General features: G+C 52.7%; 17 protein-coding genes. 12 read left to right on the top strand and 5 right to left on the bottom strand.

Annotation, left to right across the window (positions count from 1 at the left end):
* Positions 1 to 49 precede the first annotated feature (49 nt).
* Genes H142_RS0112985 through H142_RS0112960 form a run of 6 tightly spaced genes read left to right on the top strand, consistent with a single transcriptional unit; the run spans position 50 to position 6,144 of the window.
* Positions 50 to 742 (top strand): hypothetical protein, encoded by a 693-nt coding sequence (locus tag H142_RS0112985; protein ID WP_017932583.1) that lies wholly within the window; start codon positions 50 to 52, stop codon positions 740 to 742.
* Positions 739 to 1,908 (top strand): M48 family metallopeptidase, encoded by a 1,170-nt coding sequence (locus H142_RS16535; protein WP_083899042.1) that lies wholly within the window; start codon positions 739 to 741, stop codon positions 1,906 to 1,908. The genes H142_RS0112985 and H142_RS16535 overlap by 4 nt, the downstream gene beginning before the upstream one ends.
* Positions 1,909 to 1,917: 9 nt before the next feature.
* Entirely contained in the window at positions 1,918 to 2,535 is a 618-nt protein-coding gene (locus H142_RS0112975) for a hypothetical protein (RefSeq protein WP_017932581.1), read from the top strand.
* A gap of 23 nt (positions 2,536 to 2,558) precedes the next feature.
* Positions 2,559 to 3,455, top strand: coding sequence for a sterol desaturase family protein (locus tag H142_RS0112970; RefSeq protein WP_017932580.1), 897 nt, complete (start codon positions 2,559 to 2,561; stop codon positions 3,453 to 3,455).
* A complete protein-coding gene (locus H142_RS0112965) occupies positions 3,456 to 4,376 on the top strand; it encodes a bile acid:sodium symporter family protein (RefSeq protein ID WP_017932579.1) in 921 nt (306 codons plus the stop codon).
* Positions 4,369 to 6,144: an N-acyl-D-amino-acid deacylase family protein gene (locus H142_RS0112960; RefSeq protein ID WP_017932578.1), complete on the top strand. Its 1,776-nt coding sequence runs from the start codon at positions 4,369 to 4,371 to the stop codon at positions 6,142 to 6,144. Before H142_RS0112965 ends, H142_RS0112960 begins: the two co-directional genes overlap by 8 nt.
* A 53-nt stretch (positions 6,145 to 6,197) precedes the next feature.
* Here H142_RS0112960 and H142_RS0112955 read toward each other — a convergent pair whose 3' ends face one another.
* The 5 genes from H142_RS0112955 to H142_RS0112930 form a co-directional block, all read right to left on the bottom strand.
* Complete coding sequence (locus H142_RS0112955; RefSeq protein WP_017932577.1) at positions 6,198 to 6,764, bottom strand: type 1 glutamine amidotransferase domain-containing protein; 567 nt, start codon at positions 6,762 to 6,764, stop codon at positions 6,198 to 6,200.
* Positions 6,765 to 6,899: 135 nt separating this feature from the next.
* A complete protein-coding gene (gene rarD / locus H142_RS0112950; RefSeq protein ID WP_017932576.1) occupies positions 6,900 to 7,817 on the bottom strand; it encodes an EamA family transporter RarD in 918 nt (305 codons plus the stop codon).
* A 166-nt stretch (positions 7,818 to 7,983) separates the two neighbouring features.
* A complete protein-coding gene (locus H142_RS16530; RefSeq protein ID WP_017932574.1) occupies positions 7,984 to 8,781 on the bottom strand; it encodes a DUF6065 family protein in 798 nt (265 codons plus the stop codon).
* Positions 8,782 to 9,450: a DNA-3-methyladenine glycosylase I gene (locus tag H142_RS0112935; RefSeq protein WP_017932573.1), complete on the bottom strand. Its 669-nt coding sequence runs from the start codon at positions 9,448 to 9,450 to the stop codon at positions 8,782 to 8,784.
* Positions 9,451 to 9,458: 8 nt separating this feature from the next.
* Entirely contained in the window at positions 9,459 to 10,073 is a 615-nt protein-coding gene (locus H142_RS0112930) for a TlpA family protein disulfide reductase (protein ID WP_017932572.1), read from the bottom strand.
* Here H142_RS0112930 and argH point away from each other — a divergent pair.
* From argH to ppdK, 6 genes are all read left to right on the top strand, one after another.
* The gene (gene argH, locus H142_RS0112925; RefSeq protein ID WP_017932571.1) at positions 10,072 to 11,475 is read left to right on the top strand and encodes an argininosuccinate lyase; all 1,404 of its coding nucleotides are present in this window, start codon (positions 10,072 to 10,074) and stop codon (positions 11,473 to 11,475) included. The genes H142_RS0112930 and argH overlap by 2 nt on opposite strands.
* Positions 11,472 to 11,699 carry a putative signal transducing protein gene (locus H142_RS0112920; protein WP_017932570.1) on the top strand — a complete coding sequence of 76 codons (228 nt, stop codon included), beginning with the start codon at positions 11,472 to 11,474 and terminating at the stop codon, positions 11,697 to 11,699. Before argH ends, H142_RS0112920 begins: the two co-directional genes overlap by 4 nt.
* Positions 11,700 to 11,761: 62 nt before the next feature.
* Entirely contained in the window at positions 11,762 to 12,658 is an 897-nt protein-coding gene (locus H142_RS0112915; protein ID WP_017932569.1) for a glycine--tRNA ligase subunit alpha, read from the top strand.
* A 7-nt stretch (positions 12,659 to 12,665) separates the two neighbouring features.
* Positions 12,666 to 13,112 carry a hypothetical protein gene (locus H142_RS0112910; protein ID WP_017932568.1) on the top strand — a complete coding sequence of 149 codons (447 nt, stop codon included), beginning with the start codon at positions 12,666 to 12,668 and terminating at the stop codon, positions 13,110 to 13,112.
* Positions 13,112 to 15,352: a glycine--tRNA ligase subunit beta gene (gene glyS, locus H142_RS0112905; RefSeq protein WP_017932567.1), complete on the top strand. Its 2,241-nt coding sequence runs from the start codon at positions 13,112 to 13,114 to the stop codon at positions 15,350 to 15,352. Before H142_RS0112910 ends, glyS begins: the two co-directional genes overlap by 1 nt.
* A gap of 51 nt (positions 15,353 to 15,403) precedes the next feature.
* Positions 15,404 to 18,055: a pyruvate, phosphate dikinase gene (gene ppdK, locus H142_RS0112900; protein ID WP_017932566.1), complete on the top strand. Its 2,652-nt coding sequence runs from the start codon at positions 15,404 to 15,406 to the stop codon at positions 18,053 to 18,055.
* Positions 18,056 to 18,279: the final 224 nt, after the last annotated feature.

The following is an 18,279-nucleotide window of genomic DNA, read 5'->3' as shown; positions in this document are numbered from 1 at the left end:
TTGATTGGATGTGAGAGCGCGGTATTGTAGGGGGAGAATAGGAGAACATATGCGCCGTAATCAAACCGTTTTGTTAATTATTATTGCGTTCGTTCTGACAGCTTGTGGTTCGACGCAAACAAAAATTACGACAAACCAGTTCACAGCCAAAACCGATGCCGTAACACTCATTTACACGCCGGATGTCGAGCTTTCAGTATTGATGGCAACAGGTATGCAGGAGACTCGCGCGGATTGGTCCGAGACGGGGCAGGATAACATAACGGTAGCCTTACAATCTGCGCTGGACGGGCGCGCCTCACGCATTATTGTCCATGATCGAGAGGATGTTCAATCGCCGCGGCAATCACAATTGGTCAAGCTGACCGATGCCGTAATGCAAACTTCGCTGCAATATGATTATCGTGGTCAAAAACTGCCAACTCATAAAAAGCGTTATAGCCGATCAATCGGCCCGGGAGCCACATTGCTTGCAGGCGATAGCGGTGCAAATTATGCTCTTATGGTTTTGGCACGTGGAAATTACCAAAGCGGAGGCAAAGTTGCTATGAATATTGCGATGGCGGCGCTAGGCGGGCCGATGCAATTTGGCGGTCAAAACCTTTATGCCGCGCTAATAGATTTGGAGACCGGTGATATTGTCTGGTCTAATCTGGCAACGGCTGCGCCGGGCGAAGATATGCGCAAGACCGAGGGCGCTGATAAATTGGTGGCCAGCCTACTGAAAGATTTCCCGCTATGATGAAGCGCGCCCTATCATTGCTTGCCGTATTCTGTCTTCTCGCAGCGCCAGGCACTGCGCAGGACCGGCCTGATGACATGTCCACCGATGAGGCGGGCCTGTGGTATAAAATGGACAAATATGAGCAGGCGATCAAAAATTCCGGCGCGGTCATATCCGATCCTGAGCTTAATAATTATGTACGACGCATTACCTGTGGTGTGACGGGTGAAGAGGCCTGTAGCGCGTTGCGCATCTATATCATCGAAGAGCCGATCTTTAACGCCTCCATGGCCCCTAACGGTATGATGATGGTCTATTCAGGTTTGCTATTGCGCGCGGAAAGCGAAGCCCAACTGGCCTGCGTTTTGGGACACGAATATGGCCATTTTGAGCAAAAGCATTCCTTGCAAGGCTGGCGCAAAGCTAAATCCAGCAGTAATTGGATGATCGGCCTGCAATTTGCCGCCGCACTGGCCGGATTACCCCCGGAGATGGGGCAGGCTATAAACCAAGTTGGCACATTACTGTTTTACCGCTTTAACCGTGAGCAGGAGAGCGAGGCCGACCAAATTGGATTTAGTCTGACGGCCAAAGCCGATTACCGCGCCGATGAATGCGCATTTGTTTGGAAAAATCTTATTGCGGAAAATGAAAACAGCACGTTTCGATCCAAACGCCGCCGCGGGAAATGGTTTAATCCCTATTCGACACACCCTCTGCCACGTGACCGTATTGAGGAACTGGAGGCATTAGCATCCTCTTATCCTTCGGGACAGGTCATGGGCCGCGCGACACATATCGCCGCCATACAACCGTTTTTGCAAAGCTGGATGGAAGCCGAGCTGCTCGCGCGCGATTTTGACAGCAATATATATCTGTTTGAGCAGCTCAAACTGCGCGGGTTTCCGCCTGGAATGGCGGATTATTTCATTGGCGAAGCTTACCGCCTGCGTCGCGAAGAGGGTGATACCGCGCGCGCCTTTGAGATGTGGGAACAGGCCGCAGAAGCAAAGGGAGCGCCTGCGGATGTGCACCGCGCGCTTGGGGAGCATTATCGCAAGCAAGGTCGCAATAAAGCCGCACTGGCCGCCTATGAGCGCTATCTCGTCGAGGCTCCCAATGCGGAAGACCGCGCTCTGATTGCTGCATATATTGAGCGCTTAAAGCGCAAAATTAAAACTTAGGAACGTCCCATGATACTGATGAAGACAACGAGACGATTAAACTCAGCGCTAATCGCGATTTGCCTCTCTATTTTAGTTACGGCCTGCGCGACGGGGCCGCGCATTGCCGAGCCGGGACCTTTTGAGACGAAATCTTATACCGTTAATTTGCCCTCACAATGGAACGCATTGCCTCTACGCACGGATAAAAATCAGCGTGCCACGGTTCTGACGAAAGATGGCCCCCGGCTTAATGCCATATATTTATTCTCAGACATGAAGCCGGGCGACGCGCTGTATAATCAAGTGCGCCGCGACAACCCTGTTCCGAAATTCGCTCTCGAAATGAGTGATTTTGAACTTATTGAGATGGTCACGGATAGCCTAGAGCGTGGCGCACAGGTCAAAAGTCTGGAAACGCAAAATGTCCGTCCCGATACATTTTCCGGCAATGATGCTTTGCGCTTTGACATGACCGGGACAACAGTGAGCGGTCTGGACATTGCAGGAGAGGCTTTGCTCGCGGTTATTGACGGGAAGTTTAATCTGATCTTGTTTATGGCGCCGGCGGAGTATTACGCCGATAAATACCGCGCGGAGGTGGACGCCATCTTCAGTTCCGTCGCCTCCGGTGATTTAACCGGATAAATAGCCCGAATAAAGGATATAGAATGAACGAGCCCGGCTTTCCTGATATTTTGCTCTGGGCGATCCCGTTTTTTATTGTCTGTGTTGTGGCTGAATGGCTGATTATCCGCCGCCGCGCCGCCTATAACTGGAAAGACGGGTTTGCCTCCATGGCTATGGGGCTTGGTATGACCGTAAGCGATATTATCGCAAAGCTGACAGGTCTGGCCATCCTGCTATGGCTTTGGCAATTTCGCTTTTTTGATCTCGGCATAGGTCTTCCGGTTATTATAATCGCGTTCATAATTGGAGATTTTAAATATTACTGGAGTCATCGTCTGGCCCATCGCGTCCGCTGGTGGTGGATGGCCCATATTGTCCATCACAGCAGCGAGCATTATAATCTAACGACTGCGCTACGACAGCCTTGGACGAACCATATTAGCGGCGCAATCATTATCAGCGTACCCATGGTTTTACTCGGATTTCACCCCTTTTTAGTTGCCTTTGTAGGCGCGCTAAATCTGCTCTACCAATTTTGGATCCATACTGAAGTGATTAAAAAAATGCCGCGATGGTTCGAGTTTATTTTCAATACGCCGTCCCATCACCGCGTCCATCACGGACGTAATCCTGAATATCTGGATACAAATTATGCGGGTACGCTCATCATCTGGGATAAAATGTTTGGGACATTTGTGCCGGAAGCGCAGAGGCCGGATTATGGCGTTGTGAAAAAAATAGAGACCTATAATCCTGTCACGATTGCCTTTGCAGAATTGGTTCAAATCTTCAAAGATGCCTTCATGCCGGATCTGAAACTCTCAGAACGCCTGAAATATATTTTTGCGCCGCCCGGCTACAGCCATGACGGCAGCCGCCAAACCTCGGCCCAAATTAAGGCGCAAGCCGCCCGCACAAATTTGAGTCCTGCCGAATAGATGGAAGCGGAGCTTAATGCCGTCACATTAGAGCTCGGCAAGGCAGGCGACATCGCAATGCTGGTCGCGCTGGCGCTGATGATGCTGGCCGTCGCATTAGGACTAAAGCGTGAAAATTTTGGCGATATCCGCCGCCGTCCTAAGCCGTTTTTTGCCGGAGCTATAGCGCAGATTATCGGACTTCCTATGCTGACGCTGGGGCTTGTTTATCTCATAAACCCTCTGCCAAGTCTTGCTTTGGGTATGATTATTGTCGCTTGCTGCCCGGGTGGAAGCACGTCCAATCTGATTACATTGTTCGCGCGCGGCAATACCGCTCTTTCGGTATCATTGACCGCAACCTCCAGCCTTTTGGCCGCAGTAATTACGCCTGTGTCGATAATTTTTTGGTCCAGCCTATATCCGCCGACGGCTAATATATTAAACAATATCGACTTCGACGCCGCCGGATTTTTAATCCAGCTTATGACTATTCTCGGCCTGCCGATATTGGTCGGTATGATAATCGCGGCTAAGGCACCCGCAGCGGCGAAAATCTTGCAGCGTATCACGGTGGCCCTCGGCGCGGTCTTGCTGGCGATCATCATTATCGGGGCGGTTGCAGCGTTTTGGGAAACGATTGTCAAATTCGGATATTTGATTATTCCGCTGGTTTTGGTGCATAATGGACTGGCGTTTATTTTGGGTAATCTGGCCGGACGTTTCGCTGGCGGTGATGATGCAGATCGGCGCGCTCTGACGATTGAAACAGGAATTCAAAATTCTGGCATCGCGATCGTCATCTTGCTCACACAGCTTAAAGGGCTGGGCGGGGCGGCGGCCATTGCAGGAATTTGGGGCACATGGCATATTATTGGCGGGCTGTTACTGGTCGCGCTGTGGCGCGCGTTAGACCGTAGAAAGGCAAAGCGAAATGTTTGATATCCTAATTACAGGCGGGTCAATAATTGACGGCAATGGCGGAGAGCCATTCAACGCAGATATTGCAATAAAGGATGGTCGCATCGCGGCGATAGGGGCTGACCTCGGCGAGGCGGCTCAATCCATTGACGCATCAGGCAAGATCGTCACGCCGGGATTTATTGATCTTCATACGCATTATGACGGACAGATTAGCTGGGATGAGGAGCTGCGGCCCAGCGTCAATCACGGCGTAACGACAGTGTTAACCGGAAATTGCGGCGTCGGTTTTGCGCCCTGTCGTGCGACGGATCGCGACAAGCTTATCCGCCTCATGGAGGGGGTTGAGGATATTCCCGGCACAGCGCTGCATGAAGGTTTAAAATGGGACTGGGAGAGTTTCCCTGAATATATGGACGCGATTGATTCCCTGCCGCACACCATTGATTTTGCTGTAATGGTGCCGCACGACCCGTTACGCGTCTTCGCCATGGGCGACCGCGCCGTCTTTAATCAACCAGCAAATGACGATGACATTGCGGCTATGCGCGGCCTTGTCCGCGAAGCGCTTGAGGCTGGCGCAATGGGTCTGTCCATTGGCCGTAGCGATTTTCATAAAACATCAGATGGCGACTGGACACCCGGCAGTGAGGCTGGAAAAGATGAACTTGTCGGTATAGCCAAAGCCTTTGACGGTATTGACCACGGCGTGCTGCAAGCAGTCAACGATTTTGATATGCTGCGTCCCGGCGAGACGTTTGAAACTGAATTTGACCTAATGGAAGCGTTCTTCAAAGCTGGCGCGCACCGCCCTGGATCCATGTCCCTCATGGAGCGCGACTTCGCGCCGGAGGACTGGAAGAATATTATCCGCCGTACGGAGAAGATGAACGCGCAAGGCCTCGATATTTCTCTGCAGGTCGCGCCGCGCGCCATTGGCTCCTTCATCGGACTGAACTGTACTTTCCATCCGCTCATGGCCTATCCCAGCTATCTGGCAATCGCCGATAAACCCTTGGAGAAACGCGTCGAAATTCTGAGCGATCCGGCGTATAAAAAACAACTTCTCTCCGAAACGCCTATTCAGCTCTCCGGCCCGGACAGTCCCGTCCCGCCCATGGTCGATATGATGATCGCCGCCTTCACGCAGATCGCCGAGAAACTGTTCAAGCTCGATTATGGCGGCGTCGTGGATTACGAACAGTCATCGGAAACTTCTGTGGCGGGCCTTGCCCGCAAAGACGCAATGAGCGCGTGGGAAAAGGTCTATGACCTTTTGCTCGAAGACGGCGGTGCGGCGATGATTTATTATCCCGTGTATAATTATTACGAGATGAATTACGACAATGTCCTGACCATGATGCGTCATCCTAAAGCGCTTCCCGGACTGTCTGACGGGGGTGCCCATGTCGGCACAATTTGTGACGCCAGCTTTCCGACTTATCTGCTGGCGCATTGGACGCGTGACCGGTTGCGTGAGGGTAAAGACGGCATAACCCTGCCGCGTGCTGTACAAATGCTGACGGCGGACGGCGCGGATTATCTGGGACTAAGCGATCGCGGACGTATCGCCAAGGGGCTGCGCGCTGATATCAATGTCATCGATTATGACGCACTTACACTTGGCGTCCCGGAAATGATCAAGGACTTGCCGGCAGGCGGACAGCGTTTAATCCAGCCTGTCAAAGGCTATACAGCAACTTTCGTATCTGGAGAGCAGGTTATCGATAATGACGCGGTTACGACCGCCCGGCCCGGACGTCTCGTGCGCGGCGGGGTAGCGGCTTGAGCCATAAAAAAAGCCCGGCTGAGGCCGGGCCAATTGAAGCGGTTATTTATATCTTATGCCGCTTTTTTACGAAGTGTGCGTTTGTGTTCGCCTTCGCGAATTTCCTCTAACAATTTGGCGTTAAAGGCCGGAATATCATCGGGGTTACGGCTTGTAATCATGCCATTACTGACAACGACTTCTTTGTCTGTCCAATTTGCGCCCGCATTGATCAAATCCGTCTTAATGGATTTATAGGATGTGACGTTGCGTCCGCGTAGAATGTCGGCCTCTGCAAGCATCCACGGTCCGTGGCAGATTGCGGCGATGATTTTGTTGTGCTTGGCAAAATCGCGCACGATTTGCACGGCTTTATCGCTTGTGCGCAACTTATCCGGGTTGGCCAAACCGCCCGGTAGGACGACGGCGTCATAATCGTCGACATTCACTTTGTCGAACGCCATATCCGGTGTTATCTCCCGGCTATCACTTTCTCCCGCGCTAATTGCGTCAGTGTCAAATGATGCCAAGTGAACAGTTGCCCCATTCTCTTTCAGCATTTCATAAGGTGAGAACATCTCTTCTTCCTGAAAACCGTTTGTGGCCAGAAATAGAACTTTTGAATTTGTGATATTTGTCATGGATTGCTCCTTGATAAATTGGATCCGCGGTTATGGCCGATGCCAAAACTATTGTGATCGCGATGCCGTGTAATTTTGCGGCGTCTTAACTATAACAACGGAAAGGTAGGCTAATTGTTCCAAATAAGACTGTGTTTACACAGGCTTAGGCAGGTTTCTCTGCCGCCCGTTTTGCCATGCGCTGACACAGAAGAAGGCGACGGCAGTCCAGATAAAGATAAAACATATCAAGCGAGCAGTCGTAAGCGGCTCGCCATAATAAAGCGCGCATCCAAATTGCAGGGTGGGGCCTATAAATTGTAAAAACCCCAATAGGGAAAGCGTCAGTCTTTTGGTCGCCACCGCGAAAGCCAGAAGGGGAAGGACCGTTAGCGGCCCCGCCATAAATATCCAAAAGGCAATAACCGGTTCATCGGGCGTAAGTGACATAGTGCCGTTCGTTGATAGCCAGATTAAGTAGATAGCGGCGATGGGCACGGCGATAGCTGTTTCTATAAACAGGCCTGGCATTGCGCCGACATCAAGCTGCTTTCGGACAATGGCGTAAATCGTCCAGCTTGTCGCCAGGATGATCGCAATCCATGGAAATTGCCCGCCGCGCACCGTCAGGATCGCAACGCCTATGGCCGCCAGAATGACAGCGATAATTTGTAAGACGCGCAGGGTCTCGCCAAAGAAAAACATGCCGACAAAGACGAAAATAAGCGGGTTGATATAATATCCCAGGCTCGCCTGCATGATCTGTCCGCTTTGCACGGCCCAAATATACACGCCCCAATTAATCGCAACAAATGTTGTCGACAGCATCAGGAACAATAATGTGCGCGGCGTTGTAATAGCCTTGTGAACGGCGGGCCATTGCTTGCGGTAAGCAATGATCAGCGCGCCAAATGGAACGGCCCAGACAATGCGCTGCGCCAGCATTTCCATCGCCGGAACGCTTTGCAGGATTTTGAAATAAATCGGGAAAAATCCCCAAATGACATAGGCGCTCATCGCCGTAAAAACGGCGGCTCTGTCATTGGTCGGTAAGGTTTGCGGGGCACGGCTCATGGCGCGGGCTTTGTCACGCCTGTAAGGATTTGCAAAGCGCAAAAACTGCACATTATGTCACGCCGCGTTTCATCGCGTGTTTGTATGAAAATCCGGCGGGCGCTGCATGACACAATTTATGATATTGACGATGTCACTATTGTTTTTGAGAGCGCAAATCTGCGGCTTACTCATCAGTAATGTCAATGGGTGGTGCAGGGCGAAATATTGTCTGATGCGGTGTGGCGCTGCCTTGGTCAGCGCCTTTGGCTTTGACATATTGGGCGTTCCATACTCCGTCTCCGGTGAGGGCCTCGCCGGTATCGGCGGCGCGCGCAGCGTCGCTTTGCTGGCGAGCAATGTTGCTCTGCCGCGCGCGCCCAAACTCGTCCATTTCGCGCTTGAAACCGGGGTCATTATTGAGCAGGTCAATTTCCAGCCGCGTCTCATCAATCATGGCCAGCGGGAACGGCATGATACGTGCGAGCGGCATGCCCGCCTTAAATTCGACATCAGTATTTTTGCGCAATATTCGCCAGTTCAGTGTGAATGGAAAAGGCAGCCAGTCTGTGCGGATAAAGGCATCCAGCGGCGCGGCGTCATTATGATCATGATTGCCCGGGCCGGTCACATAAAGTCCCAAATCCGGCGAGGTGCGAAATACGAAAGGCAAATACCATGTGACAATGCCTGTGCCGAAATGACTGGCGGCCGCGAACCGCCCCGGCATTTCAGTATTGATGGTTATGGCATCGGTCAGGTCTCCGCCATCCCACCGCACTTTTGATGTGGCTGGATTAAGCAGTTCCCATCCCATCGTATTGGCGGCCAGCAGCGGGATGCAGCGATACGCATAGCTTTGCGGCATGGCGTCCATCCATCTGCGTTTAATCCGCGCGGGGCGGATAAAGTCTGCCGGCTCTATATTTACGCCCGGCAAAAGATGGGCGCGAATTGTGTTCGGCGGGAGGGTTTTCGGCGTCATCTAAACACCGACGGAAAAGGCGAGCGTGCGGCTGATCTCGCTATGGCTGCGACCGGATTGTTCGGCCCACATACTAAAGGCGTCTTGTACAGCGCGCTTTGCAGCTTTGGTCGTCGGTTCTTTATCAATCACACCCTCTCGGATTAGCGCGGCGGTTACATCGCCAGACAAAATATAATTGCGTTTGCCGCAAAAGCGCAGGGCATAGCCTGCCGTGCGCGGGCCGAGGCGTGAGCCGTGTTTGTGCAGATGTGAGAGAAGCCCGATATAATCCTCTTCCGGCCAGTTCATGATGACCTGGCCGGCGCGGCGCGACCCGTCACCCATATCCAGCAGCATTTGTGCATTGACCGGAACGGCTTTGATCTTGCCGCCATTACGGACAATACGCGTATCCCCCGTCAGGCGCTCCATATCGTCCATGTCGATTTGCGCGCATTTGTCTAGGTCAAAGCCCCAAAAGGCCTCTTCAAATCCGGCCCACATATGTTCAACGACTTTCCAGTTAAATCCGGCTTGGAAGATGGATTTCGTGAACTGGGCCAGCCAGCGGTCATCGGTATTGGGCGGCGTGATGTGACCATTATGCTCGGCGATGAGCGTTTCTAGGGTCTCGGTCCCGCCTTTACGTTTGGCGGCAATGTCATAGATTTCATCAAATTTGCGCATATGAGTTCTTAACCGCCTTTTAGCGCCTCAATCAAGCTGCGGGCTTCCGGGCTGTCCCAATCGGCTTCGCCCACAACGCGGACCCGCTCTTTACCGGAAGGGGAATATATCACAGTTAGCGGCAAACCCGCGACGCCATATTCACGCGCTAACGCGAAATTTGAATTATGATAAAAGGGTAGGGCTGTCAGCCCTTTCTCCCGCAAGAAATCTTCGCCGTCTTTGGGATCGCGGTCAAAATTAATTGTAATAACCTCAAATTTATCATCGCCATAGCGCTCTTGTAATGCGTTCAGGCTCGGCATTTCGGCGATGCAGGGCGGGCACCATGTCGCCCATAAATTGACGGCGATTGTTTTGCCTTGTGTTTGCCCGGATTGTAGCTCGGCCAATGTGACCGGCTCGCCATCGGGCGTCATAAAGCTTGCCGTGGGGCGCGGCGGAGTGGGGTCGAGCACGCGCAGTTTGGACAGGCTATCTCTGGCGTAGCTCTCTAAACCTGTTTTGTGCTTTGAACATGATTGCAACATGACGTAAGCGAGGCTCAAGATAAGGCCGATAACCATAATCTTGATCAGACGGGTGATAAGTGTCGGCGGTAAATGAGGCGAGGGTTTAGTCATGGGTCAATCAGATTCTAAAAAAGCGGGTCAAACAATGTGGGGCGGACGATTTTCCGATAATCCTTCAGAGATTATGCAGGCTATCAATGTGTCCATTGATTTTGACCGCCGCCTATACGCGCAAGATATCGAAGGCTCGCTGGCCCATAGCGAAATGCTAGCGGCCTGCGGAATTATTACAAGTGACGACAAAGCGGCCATTCATCGCGGCCTGCACGAGATCAAAGACGAGATCGAGGCGGGAGACTTCCCGTGGAGCGCAGAGCTGGAAGATATTCACCTGAATATAGAAGGTCGTTTGAAAGATAAAATTGGCGAAGCTGCAGGTCGCTTGCATACAGGGCGCTCGCGAAATGACCAAGTGGCGACAGATTTTCGTCTATGGACGCGTGAACATCTTAATCATTTTGTCGTCCGTCTGGGTGGATTAATGAGTGCGCTTCTGGCGCAGGCTGAGCAAAATACAGACACGGTCATGCCGGGCTTCACGCATCTACAGAGTGCGCAGCCTGTTACATTCGGCCATCATATGCTGGCCTATCTGGAAATGTTTGCGCGCGACCGCTCCCGATTTGAAGATGCGAGAGCCCGCATGAATGAGAGCCCGTTAGGCGCAGCGGCGCTGGCGGGAACGCCTTACCCGATTGATCGCGATATGACGGCCCGCGCGCTGGGCTTTGACCGTCCGATGGCCAATAGCCTCGACGCGGTCAGCGCGCGCGATTTTGCGCTCGAAGCGCTGTCGGCAGCCACAATTTGCGCGACGCATTTATCGCGTCTGGCCGAAGAGATAGTGATTTGGACGAGCGCTCAATTCGGCTTCATCACGCTGTCTGATAAATTCACAACCGGCAGCTCGATCATGCCGCAAAAACGTAATCCTGATGCAGCGGAACTCATCCGCGCCAAAGTCGGGCGTATTATGGGCGCCCTGACCACACTGACAATTGTCATGAAAGGTCTGCCGCTGGCCTATTCTAAAGATATGCAAGAGGACAAAGAACCTGTCTTTGACGCATTCGAAGCGCTGGATCTTGCGCTGGCGGCAATGACCGGCATGATCGGCGATATGACGCCGCGTAAAGACCGTCTTGCGGATGCAGCAGGCGCAGGATTTTCCACTGCCACTGATCTTGCGGACTGGCTGGTGCGCTCTCTCAATATGCCGTTCCGCGAGGCCCACCATGTTACGGGAGTTATTGTCGCGCTGGCTGAAAAACAGGGCACAACGCTCGATGCATTGCCCCTGAGTGATATGCAGGCAATTCATGCAGAGATTACCCAAGATGTCTATTCTGTGCTTACGCCGCTGGCCTCCGCGCGATCGCGCCTCTCTTATGGAGGAACATCGCCGGTCCGCGTGGCCGAGCAAGTCGCGCGATGGAAAGACAAATTGTCATGATGGTCACGGTTATTAAGACCAATAATATTGTCACGCTGAGCTTTGCCGAAGCGGTTCTGAAAGACAGTGATATTCACTGCTTTGTCGCCGATACGCATAGTTCAATTATCGAAGGATCTATCGGGATTATCCCGCGCCGGATTATGATTTTAGACGAAGATTCCGCCGCCGCGCGCCGCGCGCTGGAACTTGCCGGACTGGCCGAAGAGCTGGAGCCGCAATAGCGCCTTGAAATGGGGCTCAACCCTGCCTATCACCCAGCTATAGCTAACCACCGGAACATACCGTGACACAAGACGACAAAAAAGCGGGGCAGCCGCTCTCTTTTCAGGATCTGATTTTAACGCTGCAGCATTATTGGAGTGATAATGGCTGCGTGATATTGCAGCCGTTTGACGCGCATGTCGGGGCAGGCACGCTCCATCCGGCGACCGTGCTGCGCTCGCTTGGGCCTAAGCCTTGGAATGCGGCTTATGTACAGCCTTCGCGTCGTCCCGCCGATGGGCGCTATGGTGAAAACCCGAATAGATTGCAGCATTATTATCAATTTCAGGTCATTCTGAAACCCAACCCGCCCAATATCCAGGAGCTCTATCTGGGCAGTCTTGCCGCCATCGGTATTGATATGGATCTGCACGATATCCGCTTTGTCGAAGATGACTGGGAAAATCCAACGGTCGGCGCTTGGGGTCTGGGTTGGGAAGTCTGGTGCGACGGCATGGAAGTGTCGCAATTCACATATTTCCAGCAAGTCGGCGGGCTTGATGTGGAGCTGGTCTCCGGCGAACTGACTTACGGTCTGGAGCGTCTGGCTATGTATGTGCAGGGCGTTGAGAGCGTCTATGATCTGCGCTTTGATAATACGGGTCTGACCTATGGGGATGTGTTCCACGACAATGAAGTGCAGCACAGTCATTATAATTTCAGTCATGCCGATGTTGATATTTTGCAGGGGTGGTTCAAAGACGCCGAGGCGCAGTGCCAAGCGTTGATTAAACTGCCTGAGCCGCTGCCGCTGCCTGCTTATGAATATGCGCTAAAGGCCAGCCATTTTTTTAACCTGCTCGATGCGCGCGGCGTGGTCTCTCCGACGCAACGACAGGACTATATCAAACGCGTCCGCGATCTGACCAAAGCTTGCGCCGAAGCGCATGTGGCGCGCGAAGCCGCGATGGCGGAATAAGATAGTGATGGAAGACATTGTAGAGGCGCACATAGAGTTTTTGGAATATGACTATGTTATAAATGGCGCGCCACTTCATCCTGCAATAATGGATGGAATTAAAGCTGGCGGACCTAATGATTTTGGCGGTCAAGGATCTAGGCATTTTGCGAGTTCCGTTATTTGTCAGCCTGAGACTTTGAGCAGACTTTTAGGTGAAAAGAAGAACGATCTAATCCATGGCTTAACGTCGCTCTATGTTTGTGGTCATTGTGGTGGATATGACGGAACGCTGATCGGAGTGCATGTGAATGTTTATGAGCGCAGTGTGGTCTGGAGCAATATAGGATTTACTTCAGATACAATCGAATTAAACGCAAAACATATAGCTCTAAAGTCTATCCCGACATACAGTTTTAAAAAATCGAATTATAATGATTTTATCGAGCAAGCCCGAAAGTTTGAGACTCAATAATGGCTGAATTTCTCCTTGAAATACGATCCGAAGAAATCCCGGCGCGGATGCAAAAACGTGCGGGTAGCGATCTTGAAAAAATGATCACGGATGGCCTGAAAAAAGCGGGCCTGACTGTGGACGGCGCGCGCAGCTTATACGGGCCGCGCCGCCTGACTTATGTTGCCGAAATTCCGGCGCGTAGTCCAGATGTCTCCGAAGAGCGCAAGGGGCCGCGTGTGGGCTCGCCGGAGCAGGCTTTGGCCGGATTTATGCGCGGGGCAGGGCTGTCTGATATTGCGCAGGCCGAGACACGCAGCGACCCGAAAAAGGGTGAGTTTTACGTCGCCATTATTACATCCGAAGGCCGTAATAGCGCCGACATCATTGCCGAGCTTGTGCCGGATGTCATGGGCAAGTTCCCCTGGCCTAAAAGCATGAAAAGTGGAAGCAGCGCCTTTCGTTGGGTGCGCCCGCTTTCCTCGATTACGGCGCTTTTGGACGGAGCCGTTGTGCTGTTCACTGTCGGCGGCGTTGAGGCCGGCAATGTGACCGAAGGCCACCGCCGTATGGGCAAAGGCCCGTTCACTGTGACGGGATACGCCGATTACGCCGCGCAGCTTGAAGGTGAAGGTCATGTTGTTTTAAGCGCAAAGCAGCGTAAAAAAATCATTTTGAATAATGCCAAATCTGTCTGTCAGGCCAAAGGGCTGGAACTTGTCGAAGATGAAGGCCTGCTCGATGAAGTGGCAGGACTGGTTGAATACCCTGTTGTTATTCTCGGTGATATGGATCCGAGCTTTTTAGAGCTTCCGGGCGAAGTCATTCGCCTGTCTATGCGGACGCATCAGAAATATTTTGCGGTGCGTGAACCGAAAAGCGGCGCACTTGCGCCAAATTTCGTCGTGGTGGCCAACCAAGTGGCGCCCGATGGCGGCAAAGCCATTGCGGCGGGCAATAGCCGCGTTTTGTCTGCGCGCCTCGCTGATGCGCAGTTCTTCCAACGAGAAGACGCCAAGAAAGAACTGATCAACTATTACGATAAATTGGACACGGTTGTGTTCCATAAAAAGCTGGGTTCTATCCGTGATAAAGCAGATCGCGTCGCCGCGCTGGCGCGCGAACTTGCGCCGATTGTCGGCGCGGAAGCCGATAAGGCAGAGCAGGCGGCAAAGCTCGCTAAATGCGATCTTGTCACCCATATGGTGATCGAATTTACATCACTGCAGGGCCAAATTGGTCGCTTAATGTATGAGCGGGAAGGCGGAGACGCCTCCATCGCGACCGCCATAGAAGACCATTATAAACCCCAAGGGCCAAGCGACGAGCTCCCCACCGACCCTGTCGCGATTGCCGTCGCGCTGGCCGATAAGCTCGATACATTGGTTGGTTTCTGGGCAATTGATGAAAAGCCAACAGGGTCTAAAGATCCGTTTGCGCTGCGCCGCGCTGCGTTGGGCGTTGTGCGTATTATTTTGAAAAATAAGATTAGGCTAAATCTTACATCTAAAAGAAAAGAAGGGCCGGGCGGATATTACACTCAGTTGGCTTTAGGGAAGTTGGCCAATCAGAGGATTGTTCAGGGCGCGAAAGATAAAGACGCTATAGTAATATCTATGTTCTTAGAAATATTTGCGTGGGATGATGATCCAACCGACTTTGAAGCATGGAAAGCTGGGAGCAGAGATATTTTAGATGCCCCTTATCAGTTCCTGCCATCAGACAACAATTTGGTCGGCGATCTCCTCGCTTTCATTCTCGACCGCCTCAAAGGTGTGCTTCGTGACCAAGGTATGCGTCATGACGTGATTGATGCGGTTTACTCTAATGGCGGTGATGACCTGCTCGATATCACCAACCGCGTTTGCGCACTTCAGTCTTTTATTAATACAGATGACGGCACGAACCTGCTGGCGGGCTATAAACGCGCGGCCAATATATTGCGTGCCGAATCAAAGAAAGACGCGCTTCCGGATATGGCCGCGCCGATAGATGTGGCAAAATTGCCGCAGGACGAGGATAAAAATCTACATCGCGCGCTGATCGCGGCAAAGACTCAGATCGATAGCGCGCTTTCCGAGGAGTCCTATGGCACGGCTATGACAGCGCTATCATCTCTACGTCCTCCGATAGACGCCTTTTTTGATGGCGTGATGGTCAATCATGAGGATGCAGACATCCGCGCAAATCGGCTTAGACTCCTTGGGATGATACGTGATACGGCGCGCGCAATAGCGGATTTTGATGCGATTGATGGCTAGGGTATTAATTCCAATTCTCGTCGTTAAGAGTGATCATAAACGGAGTGTAGAATGACCAAATGGGCGTATAATTTTGGCGGCGGCACAGCCGAAGGCGAAACCGGGCTTAAAAATCTGCTGGGGGGCAAGGGCGCTAATCTGGCTGAAATGGCCAATTTGGGCTTACCTGTCCCGCCTGGTTTTACGTTAACCACCGAAGTTTGCACCGCATTTTACGACAATAACCAATCCTATCCCGAAGAGCTGACCGATCAGGTCGAAGCCTCTCTGGCCAAGCTGGAACGCGAAACCGGCAAAGGTTTTGGCGATAAAGCTAACCCGCTTCTCGTCTCCGTGCGCTCCGGCGCGCGCGCCTCCATGCCCGGCATGATGGATACGGTCCTCAATCTGGGCCTGAATGACGATACCGCCGAAGGTCTGGCGAAACTCTCGGGTGACCGCCGTTTTGCGCTGGACAGTTATCGCCGCTTCATAACGATGTATTCCAATGTCGTGCTGGGTATGCATCACCACACATTCGAAGATATTCTGGATACCTATAAAGATGATCGCGGGTATAGACTCGACACAGAATTGACTGCCGATGATTGGGCCAGCTTAATTTCCGATTATAAATCCGCTGTCAAAAAAGCCTTGGGTGAAGACTTCCCGCAGGACCCCAAGGCGCAGCTTTGGGGGGCGATTGATGCCGTCTTCGGCAGCTGGATGAATGACCGCGCCAAAGTTTACCGCCGCCTGCAGGATATTCCCGCCAGTTGGGGCACGGCAGTCAATGTACAGGCTATGGTGTTTGGCAATATGGGTGATACATCCGCCACCGGTGTGGCCTTTACCCGTGATCCGTCAACGGGCAAGAAAGCCTATTACGGCGAGTTTTTAATTAACGCTCAAGGCGAAGATGTGGTGGCGGGTATCCGCACGCCGCAAACCCTGACCAAAATTGCGCGCGAAGAGATGGGAGATTTAGAGCCGTCTATGGAAGAGGCGCTGCCGGAAGTTTATGCACAGCTCGCCGCCGTTTTTGACGACTTAGAAAAACATTACCGTGATATGCAGGATATCGAATTTACCGTCGAGCGCGGTAAATTATGGATGCTGCAAACCCGCACAGGTAAACGTACGGCGCGCGCCGCACTTAAAATTGCCGTCGATATGGCCAGCGAAGGCATGATTAGCGAAGATGAAGCCGTCATGCGCGTTGAGCCGGGCTCGCTTGATCAGCTTTTGCACCCCACACTTGATCCGGACGCCCCGCGTGACGTGATCGCAACGGGTTTGCCGGCCTCACCGGGGGCAGCCATTGGCGTGGTTGTCTTCTCCTCTGATGAAGCGGAAATGCGCGCCAAAGGCGGCGAAAAGGTTATTTTAGTGCGTGTGGAAACCTCACCCGAAGATATTCACGGTATGCACGCCGCTCAGGCCATTGTGACGGCTCGTGGGGGTATGACGTCTCACGCCGCCGTCGTCGCGCGCGGCATGGGACGCCCCTGCGTGTCCGGCGCGGGTGATATCCGCATTGACTACGCTACGCAGCAATTCACCGCCGCCGGCCGCGTTGTCAGAGCAGGCGATACGGTCACCGTAGACGGGTCTTCAGGACAGGTTCTGGCCGGTGAAGCCAAAATGATACAGCCGGAAATGAGCGGTGAATTTGCCACATTGATGGCATGGGCGGACCGCGCGCGTACCCTTAAAGTCCGCACCAATGCGGAAACGCCGCTGGACGTTCAAACGGCCAAGGATTTCGGCGCTGAAGGCATAGGGCTTTGCCGCACAGAACATATGTTCTTCGAGGCCTCGCGTTTGGGTTATTTTCGCGAAATGATACTGGCCGAAGATGAGCAGGGCCGCCGTGCGGCGCTGGATAAAATCCTGCCGGTTCAGCGCGATGATTTTGCCGCTATTTTCCGGATTATGGGCGATCTGCCCTGCACGATCCGGCTGCTTGACCCGCCGCTTCACGAATTTTTGCCGCATAGCGAATATGATGTCAAAGCCGTCTCTGAAGCCACGGGCCTCTCCGTAGGGGCTTTGATGGCACGGGCGGAAGAGCTGCACGAAACAAACCCTATGCTGGGTCACCGCGGTTGCCGTCTAGGGATCAGCTATCCCGAAATTTATGAAATGCAGGCGCGCGCCATTTTGGAAGCGCAGGTTGTCGTTGGCAAAGAGACCGGCACTATGCCGATTGCCGAGATTATGATCCCATTGATCAGTAGCGCCAAAGAGCTGGAAATTCTGGCGGGCAAAATCGCTGCTGTCGCTGCACAAATCGACGGAGAGCCTCAATATATCATCGGTACGATGATTGAATTGCCCCGCGCCGCACTGCGCGCCGCCGATATCGCCAAAACAGCCGAGTTCTTCAGTTTTGGCACTAATGATCTGACGCAGACTACATTTGGGCTCTCGCGCGATGATTCCGGGCGCTTCCTGCCGGATTATGTCGCGCAGGGCATAATGGAAAAAGACCCCTTCGTAACGCTTGACCAAGAGGGTGTGGGCGATTTGATCCAGATTGCCGCCGAACGCGGTAGATCAACACGTAAAGACCTTAAAATGGGCATTTGCGGCGAACATGGCGGCGATCCCGCCTCTATTGAGTTTTGTCACCGCGCAGGCCTGTCCTATGTCTCTTGCAGCCCCTACCGTGTGCCTATTGCCCGTCTGGCGGCGGGGCAGGCGGCCATAAATAGCATTTAGGACGCCATTTCTAAACGAATCTGCTAGTCACTGTTTATTAACAATAACCCGCTCTGCTGCGATTATTCTCTGATTTACCGAATCAGAGCTCTTAATTTCAGCATGAGCCGGGGGGCTATGCAAAAAGTAACATGTGTTATTAATTCCTGTTTAGGGGTTGATTGGCGCGAAAATAGCATTAAATCCCTCGCAACTGAAATTGGCCGATCATGTGGCCGGGGAGT

The sequence above is a fragment of the Robiginitomaculum antarcticum DSM 21748 genome, from assembly GCF_000365025.1.
GTDB lineage: Bacteria > Pseudomonadota > Alphaproteobacteria > Caulobacterales > Maricaulaceae > Robiginitomaculum > Robiginitomaculum antarcticum.
The sequence above is the reverse complement of the archived record's forward strand: the minus strand, read 5'-3'. Positions and strand labels throughout refer to the sequence as shown.

Coding starts and splice junctions, on each gene's coding strand:
- H142_RS0112985 (WP_017932583.1), top strand. CDS start 50: ATGCGCCGTAATCAAACCGTTTTGTTAATTATTATTGCGTTCGTTCTG.
- H142_RS16535 (WP_083899042.1), top strand. CDS start 739: ATGATGAAGCGCGCCCTATCATTGCTTGCCGTATTCTGTCTTCTCGCA.
- H142_RS0112975 (WP_017932581.1), top strand. CDS start 1,918: ATGATACTGATGAAGACAACGAGACGATTAAACTCAGCGCTAATCGCG.
- H142_RS0112970 (WP_017932580.1), top strand. CDS start 2,559: ATGAACGAGCCCGGCTTTCCTGATATTTTGCTCTGGGCGATCCCGTTT.
- H142_RS0112965 (WP_017932579.1), top strand. CDS start 3,456: ATGGAAGCGGAGCTTAATGCCGTCACATTAGAGCTCGGCAAGGCAGGC.
- H142_RS0112960 (WP_017932578.1), top strand. CDS start 4,369: ATGTTTGATATCCTAATTACAGGCGGGTCAATAATTGACGGCAATGGC.
- H142_RS0112955 (WP_017932577.1), bottom strand. CDS start 6,764: ATGACAAATATCACAAATTCAAAAGTTCTATTTCTGGCCACAAACGGT.
- rarD (WP_017932576.1), bottom strand. CDS start 7,817: ATGAGCCGTGCCCCGCAAACCTTACCGACCAATGACAGAGCCGCCGTT.
- H142_RS16530 (WP_017932574.1), bottom strand. CDS start 8,781: ATGACGCCGAAAACCCTCCCGCCGAACACAATTCGCGCCCATCTTTTG.
- H142_RS0112935 (WP_017932573.1), bottom strand. CDS start 9,450: ATGCGCAAATTTGATGAAATCTATGACATTGCCGCCAAACGTAAAGGC.
- argH (WP_017932571.1), top strand. CDS start 10,072: ATGGGTCAATCAGATTCTAAAAAAGCGGGTCAAACAATGTGGGGCGGA.
- H142_RS0112930 (WP_017932572.1), bottom strand. CDS start 10,073: ATGACTAAACCCTCGCCTCATTTACCGCCGACACTTATCACCCGTCTG.
- H142_RS0112920 (WP_017932570.1), top strand. CDS start 11,472: ATGATGGTCACGGTTATTAAGACCAATAATATTGTCACGCTGAGCTTT.
- H142_RS0112910 (WP_017932568.1), top strand. CDS start 12,666: ATGGAAGACATTGTAGAGGCGCACATAGAGTTTTTGGAATATGACTAT.
- glyS (WP_017932567.1), top strand. CDS start 13,112: ATGGCTGAATTTCTCCTTGAAATACGATCCGAAGAAATCCCGGCGCGG.
- ppdK (WP_017932566.1), top strand. CDS start 15,404: ATGACCAAATGGGCGTATAATTTTGGCGGCGGCACAGCCGAAGGCGAA.